A 5096-nucleotide genomic window follows, 5' to 3' on the forward strand; every position below is an offset into this window, starting at 1 on the left:
CTTCGTGCTCTCAAAGAAAACTACTCCCTACTAGTCGGTAACTGATTTCTCAGTCCAACTAATGGGGAGCAGTTCAGTCTTGGCCGGCGGGGTAATCGGTGCGGTTTGCTTCTGATGTCGACGATTTATGATGCGGGGAATAAGTCACTTCCACACTTATACTCCGCAGCCCAGATAACCTTCAACCGCAGGAAAACCGGTGGAAATTATTTATTTACATGTGCTTTTGCACGACGCGGCCGAATGCAGGAACTTCCGGGCTTAAGATCTTGGTGGCCTTGCCGCGCAGGGAATTATAGGGTTTGCGCAGTGCGGCGGAGTTCACCTTTTCTACGTGCTTATCTGCGATATTCATAATTTCATCGCTGACCTCTTCTTGCCGCGGTTCAAGGAAGGCGCCGAAATCATCCTTCCCGCTTTCCGCAAAGTCCTGCCACCGCGGATCCAGGGCATCGAGGACATCCGGCAAGATCCGTTCCAGCGCCTTGGGGACGACGTTGGCATCGGCTTTTTTGGCGGCGGCCAATCCGCCTTTAATGGCCATGCCAGAAATGCCGGATTGGGCGGAGGCGACTTTTTCAACGAGAGCCCCGCACTCGGCGATGAACTCGGTGCGGGTGGATCCATGCATCAAGGTAGAAAGGTGAGACATGGTGCCATACTTTACGCGAATTTAGTGGCCATATAGACGCGGGCGCAGTACTGCGCGAAGGTCTGGTTTCCAGCATTTAACGCTGGCACCTTTTCTAAAACCTCCGCCATGGCTTGGGCTGCCTGTTGCTCATCGCCGTGAATGGCTATGCCCTCCAGGCGCGCGGTGCTGGCAGCCGCGGCGGCCACCAAGGCGGAGTAATTGATGATGCGGAGATTAAAGCGGGCGCAAAACTCTTGAGCCACTAGGTATAGCTGTTCGGGGCTCATGCGTGGGTCTTCCGTGCCCTGCGGATTTCGGCCTCTAGATCCGCGCGGCCGGGGAGGAGTTCGCGGGCGGTGGCTTGCACGTGGGCATCGGCAAGCGTACGCGAGGCCGCCGCCACGATGGCACGCACCACCGCCTCGTGCTTGGAGGTGCCTTGAGCGGAGGCCAAGAGGGTAAGGGCGTGATCTTGTTCTGCGGTAAGCCGTAATGTCATTGCCATGCCCCAGTGATACCACAGTGATACCACCGGTGCGGCAAATAAGGCCGATAAAGCCCGGAGAAGGTAGAATTTGGCCTTATGAGTGACAATAACGACGATCTTTTTGATCGGATTTTTCCCATTGACATTAATGAGGAGATGGAGTCGAGCTATATCGACTACGCCATGTCCGTCATTGTGGGCCGCGCGCTGCCTGAGGTGCGCGATGGCCTAAAGCCGGTACACCGCCGCATTCTTTACGCCATGTTCGATTCGGGCTACCGCCCCGAGCGCGGCTACGTGAAATCCGCGCGCCCGGTCTCTGACACCATGGGTCAATTCCACCCACACGGTGACTCGGCCATCTATGACACCTTGGTGCGCTTGGCGCAGTCCTGGAATATGCGCTACCCGCTTGTCGATGGCCAGGGTAACTTCGGTTCCCGCGGTAACGACGGCCCCGCCGCAATGCGTTATACCGAGTGCAAGCTCACCCCGTTGGCCATGGAAATGGTCCGCGATATCCGCGAAAATACCGTGGACTTCTCGCCCAACTACGATGGCAAGACCAGCGAGCCGGACGTCCTGCCGTCCCGCGTGCCTAACCTTTTGATGAATGGTTCCGGCGGAATTGCCGTGGGCATGGCCACCAATATCCCGCCGCATAACCTCAATGAGTTGGCCTCGGCCATCTACTGGCTGCTGGAGAACCCAGACGCAGACGAGGATGCGGCGCTCGCGGCCTGCATGGAACGCGTGAAGGGCCCGGATTTCCCCACCGCCGGCCTCATCGTGGGCGATCAGGGCATCAAGGATGCATATACCACCGGCCGCGGTTCCATCCGCATGCGCGGTGTGACCTCCATCGAGGAATCCGGTTCCCGGCAGACCATCGTGATTACGGAGCTGCCGTTCCAGGTCAACCCCGATAACCTCATCTCCAATATCGCGGAGTCCGTAGCCAACGGCAAGATCGCCGGTATTTCCAAGATCGAAGATGAGTCCTCTGACCGCGTGGGCATGCGCATTGTTGTGACCCTGAAGCGCGATGCTGTCGCCCGCGTGGTGCTCAATAACCTGTACAAGCACTCCCAGCTGCAGACCTCCTTCGGCGCTAATATGCTTTCCATCGTCGATGGCGTGCCGCGCACCCTGCGCCTGGATCAGATGCTGAGCAATTATGTTGCGCACCAGATTGAGGTCATCGTTCGCCGCACCCAGTACCGCCTGGATGAAGCCGAAAAGCGCGCGCACATCTTGCGCGGCTTGGTCAAGGCGCTGGATATGTTGGATGAGGTCATCGCCCTGATCCGCCGTTCGCCCACCGTTGATGAGGCGCGCGAGGGCTTGAAGGAGCTTCTCGATGTCGACGATATCCAGGCCGATGCCATCCTGGCGATGCAGCTGCGCCGCCTGGCCGCCCTGGAGCGCCAAAAGATCGTCGATGAATTGGCAGAAATCGAAGAAGAGATCGCAGACCTCAAGCACATCCTTGCCCACGAGGAGCGCCAGCGCCAGATCGTCCACGATGAGCTGGAGGCGATCGTCGAAAAGTACGGCGACGAGCGCCGCACCGAGATCCTGCCTGCCTCCGGCGAGGTCACCGATGAAGACCTCATTGCCCGCGAAAACGTCGTGGTTACCATTACCGCCACCGGTTATGCCAAGCGCACCAAGGTCGATACCTATAAGTCACAAAAGCGTGGCGGCAAGGGCGTGCGCGGTGCGGAGCTCAAGCAAGATGACATTGTGAAGAACTTCTTCGTCTGCTCCACGCACGACTGGATCCTGTTCTTTACCAACTTTGGCCGCGTCTACCGCTTGAAGGCCTACGAGCTACCGGAGAGCGGCCGCGCTGCCCGCGGCCAGCACGTGGCCAACCTGCTGGAATTCCAGCCGGAGGAAAAGATCGCCCAGGTCATTCAGATCCAGTCCTACGAGGATGCGCCATACCTGGTTCTGGCCACCCAGCAGGGCCGCGTGAAGAAGTCGCGCCTGACCGATTACGAGTCCGCTCGTTCCGCAGGGCTTATCGCCATCAACCTCAATGAGGGCGATGCGCTCATCGGTGCCCAGCTCGTTTCTGAGGGCGATGACATCCTGCTGACCTCTGAGCAGGGCCAGGCAATCCGCTTTACTGCCGATGACGACCAGCTACGCCCCATGGGACGTGCTACTGCCGGTGTGAAGGGCATGCGCTTCCGCGGCGATGACCAGCTGCTGGCGATGTCCGTCGTTCACGATGGCGAGTTCCTGCTCGTTGCTACCTCCGGTGGCTACGGTAAGCGCACCGCCATTGAGGAATACACCCCGCAGGGCCGCGGTGGCTTGGGCGTGATGACCTTCAAGTACACCCCGAAGCGCGGCAAGCTCATTGGCGCCATTTCCATTGACAAAGACGATGAAATCTTCGCCATTACCTCCGCCGGTGGGGTCATTCGCACCGAAGTAAACCAGATTCGTCCTTCCTCGCGCGCCACGATGGGCGTGCGCTTGGTTGACCTTGCCGATGATGTCGAATTGCTTGCCATCGACCGCAATGTTGAAGAAGATGGTGAGGAAGACGCGCAGGCTGTGGCCAAGGGCGAAAAGACCGTCGATGAGGTCCAGCAAGAGCACCACAAGGTAAGCGATGCCTCCAAGGACGAGGAGTAGGACATGGAACGACGAGACGTAACCATCCACCACATTTCGCCCACCTCGGCGTTTCGCGTTGGTCTGGCCCTGTCACTCGTCGGACTCATCGCGTGGTTGCTGGCCGTGTGCCTGTTGTACATCGGTTTGCACCAGGTGGGCATATGGGAGTCAGTCAATAGCCTCGTTGGTGGCGTCGGCGGCGGCTTTGAGGTCACCTTTGGCGTGGTGATCGCAGCCAGCGCGCTGATTGGCGTTATTTTCGCCGTCCTGTTCACCTTGCTCGCACCGCTGATGGCCGTCATCTATAACGCCATCGTGGATGTCTTCGGCGGGCTAAAGGTCAGCTTGGATGACATCTAGACCACTGTGAGTGAGAGACTATGCCGGCAGCTACGGTTGCCGGCATTTTCTGGTTTTAAGCGCGAAGTAGGGTACTCATTAGGCCAACGAAGAGCGCCTTTAAAAACCTCTTTGAGCTGCCGATTTGTGTTCTTTCCGGGGTAGTATGTAAAGTTACATCTCGTTCCGCTAAAGGGCCTATAGCTCAGTCGGTTAGAGCGCATCGCTGATAACGATGAGGTCGCTGGTTCGATTCCAGCTAGGCCCACCACGGAACAATGGGGCATTAGCTCAATTGGTAGAGCATCTGCTTTGCAAGCAGAAGGTCAGGAGTTCGATTCTCCTATGCTCCACAGCATCAGTCCGGCTTCCTTAAGGGAGTCGGACTTTTTGCTTCTTGCACCCTCTCGAAGCTCTCCACGCCTATCAAACTGGTTTTGGGGGTGTTTGTCCGATAGCAGGCATCAACGCGCTTGATATTGTTGAAACAGCAAAGGCAATCCCCGAATACGACCACAACACCTGCTATCAGATTAGGATTGCATCTAACATGGGAGATCGTCCGCATCCAGTTGGGGCACATGAATGCAGAAACTAAAACCTAAGAAATATCACCCAAGACTTACCTGGATCATATTTCTTGTATTAGCGATACTTTTGGGTCTATTTTTCGGGTTGGTCCTGGATTTAGGCACCGGTCCTAGAACAGTGATAGGATTAATCTTGTTCTGTCTTTGGTTCTGGATAGATTGGACTATGAGAAAGAAGTTTTCGAGTGATGAGGACTAAACTTCCTCTTTAAAGCCAATATGGGGCACTCCAACTAAAATGGAGTGCCCCATATGTCGTTTCTTTGCCTCTTTCTTCCATTTTGGGTGGGCGAAAACAGCAGGTGAAACCTGAAGTGTCCCACTTGTGGAAGATCGGGGTTAAACGACAAAACGTGTTGTTTTTCGGCGTGTCGAGTTAAACGACATTTTGTGTTGGTGGGGGTAGGGGTTT

General features: G+C 56.5%; 5 protein-coding genes and 2 tRNA genes. 4 read left to right on the plus strand and 3 right to left on the minus strand.

From position 1 onward, the window contains the following. Window positions 1-214 precede the first annotated feature (214 nt). Genes ABRP98_RS11395 through ABRP98_RS11405 form a run of 3 tightly spaced genes read right to left on the minus strand, consistent with a single transcriptional unit; the run spans window position 215 to window position 1139 of the window. Window positions 215-652, minus strand: coding sequence for a DUF6918 family protein (locus ABRP98_RS11395; protein WP_023016409.1), 438 nt, complete (start codon window positions 650-652; stop codon window positions 215-217). 11 nt (window positions 653-663) lie between these two features. Beyond that, complete coding sequence (locus ABRP98_RS11400; protein ID WP_023016410.1) at window positions 664-921, minus strand: hypothetical protein; 258 nt, start codon at window positions 919-921, stop codon at window positions 664-666. Next, window positions 918-1139 carry a hypothetical protein gene (locus tag ABRP98_RS11405; protein WP_005280480.1) on the minus strand — a complete coding sequence of 74 codons (222 nt, stop codon included), beginning with the start codon at window positions 1137-1139 and terminating at the stop codon, window positions 918-920. The genes ABRP98_RS11400 and ABRP98_RS11405 overlap by 4 nt, the downstream gene beginning before the upstream one ends. A gap of 78 nt (window positions 1140-1217) precedes the next feature. On the opposite strand from ABRP98_RS11405, the gene gyrA reads away from it, so the two are divergent. The 4 genes from gyrA to ABRP98_RS11425 all read left to right on the plus strand — a co-directional run bounded on the left by gyrA (window position 1218) and on the right by ABRP98_RS11425 (window position 4447). Next, complete coding sequence (gene gyrA, locus ABRP98_RS11410; RefSeq protein ID WP_005280481.1) at window positions 1218-3773, plus strand: DNA gyrase subunit A; 2556 nt, start codon at window positions 1218-1220, stop codon at window positions 3771-3773. 3 nt (window positions 3774-3776) lie between these two features. Further along, window positions 3777-4115, plus strand: coding sequence for a DUF3566 domain-containing protein (locus tag ABRP98_RS11415; protein ID WP_005280482.1), 339 nt, complete (start codon window positions 3777-3779; stop codon window positions 4113-4115). A 173-nt stretch (window positions 4116-4288) separates the two neighbouring features. Continuing rightward, a tRNA-Ile gene (locus ABRP98_RS11420) sits at window positions 4289-4365 on the plus strand. 9 nt (window positions 4366-4374) lie between these two features. Then, a tRNA-Ala gene (locus ABRP98_RS11425) sits at window positions 4375-4447 on the plus strand. Window positions 4448-5096: the final 649 nt, after the last annotated feature.

Source organism: Corynebacterium sp. KPL2838 (assembly GCF_040225455.1).
In the GTDB taxonomy this organism is placed as follows: domain Bacteria; phylum Actinomycetota; class Actinomycetes; order Mycobacteriales; family Mycobacteriaceae; genus Corynebacterium; species Corynebacterium rhinophilum.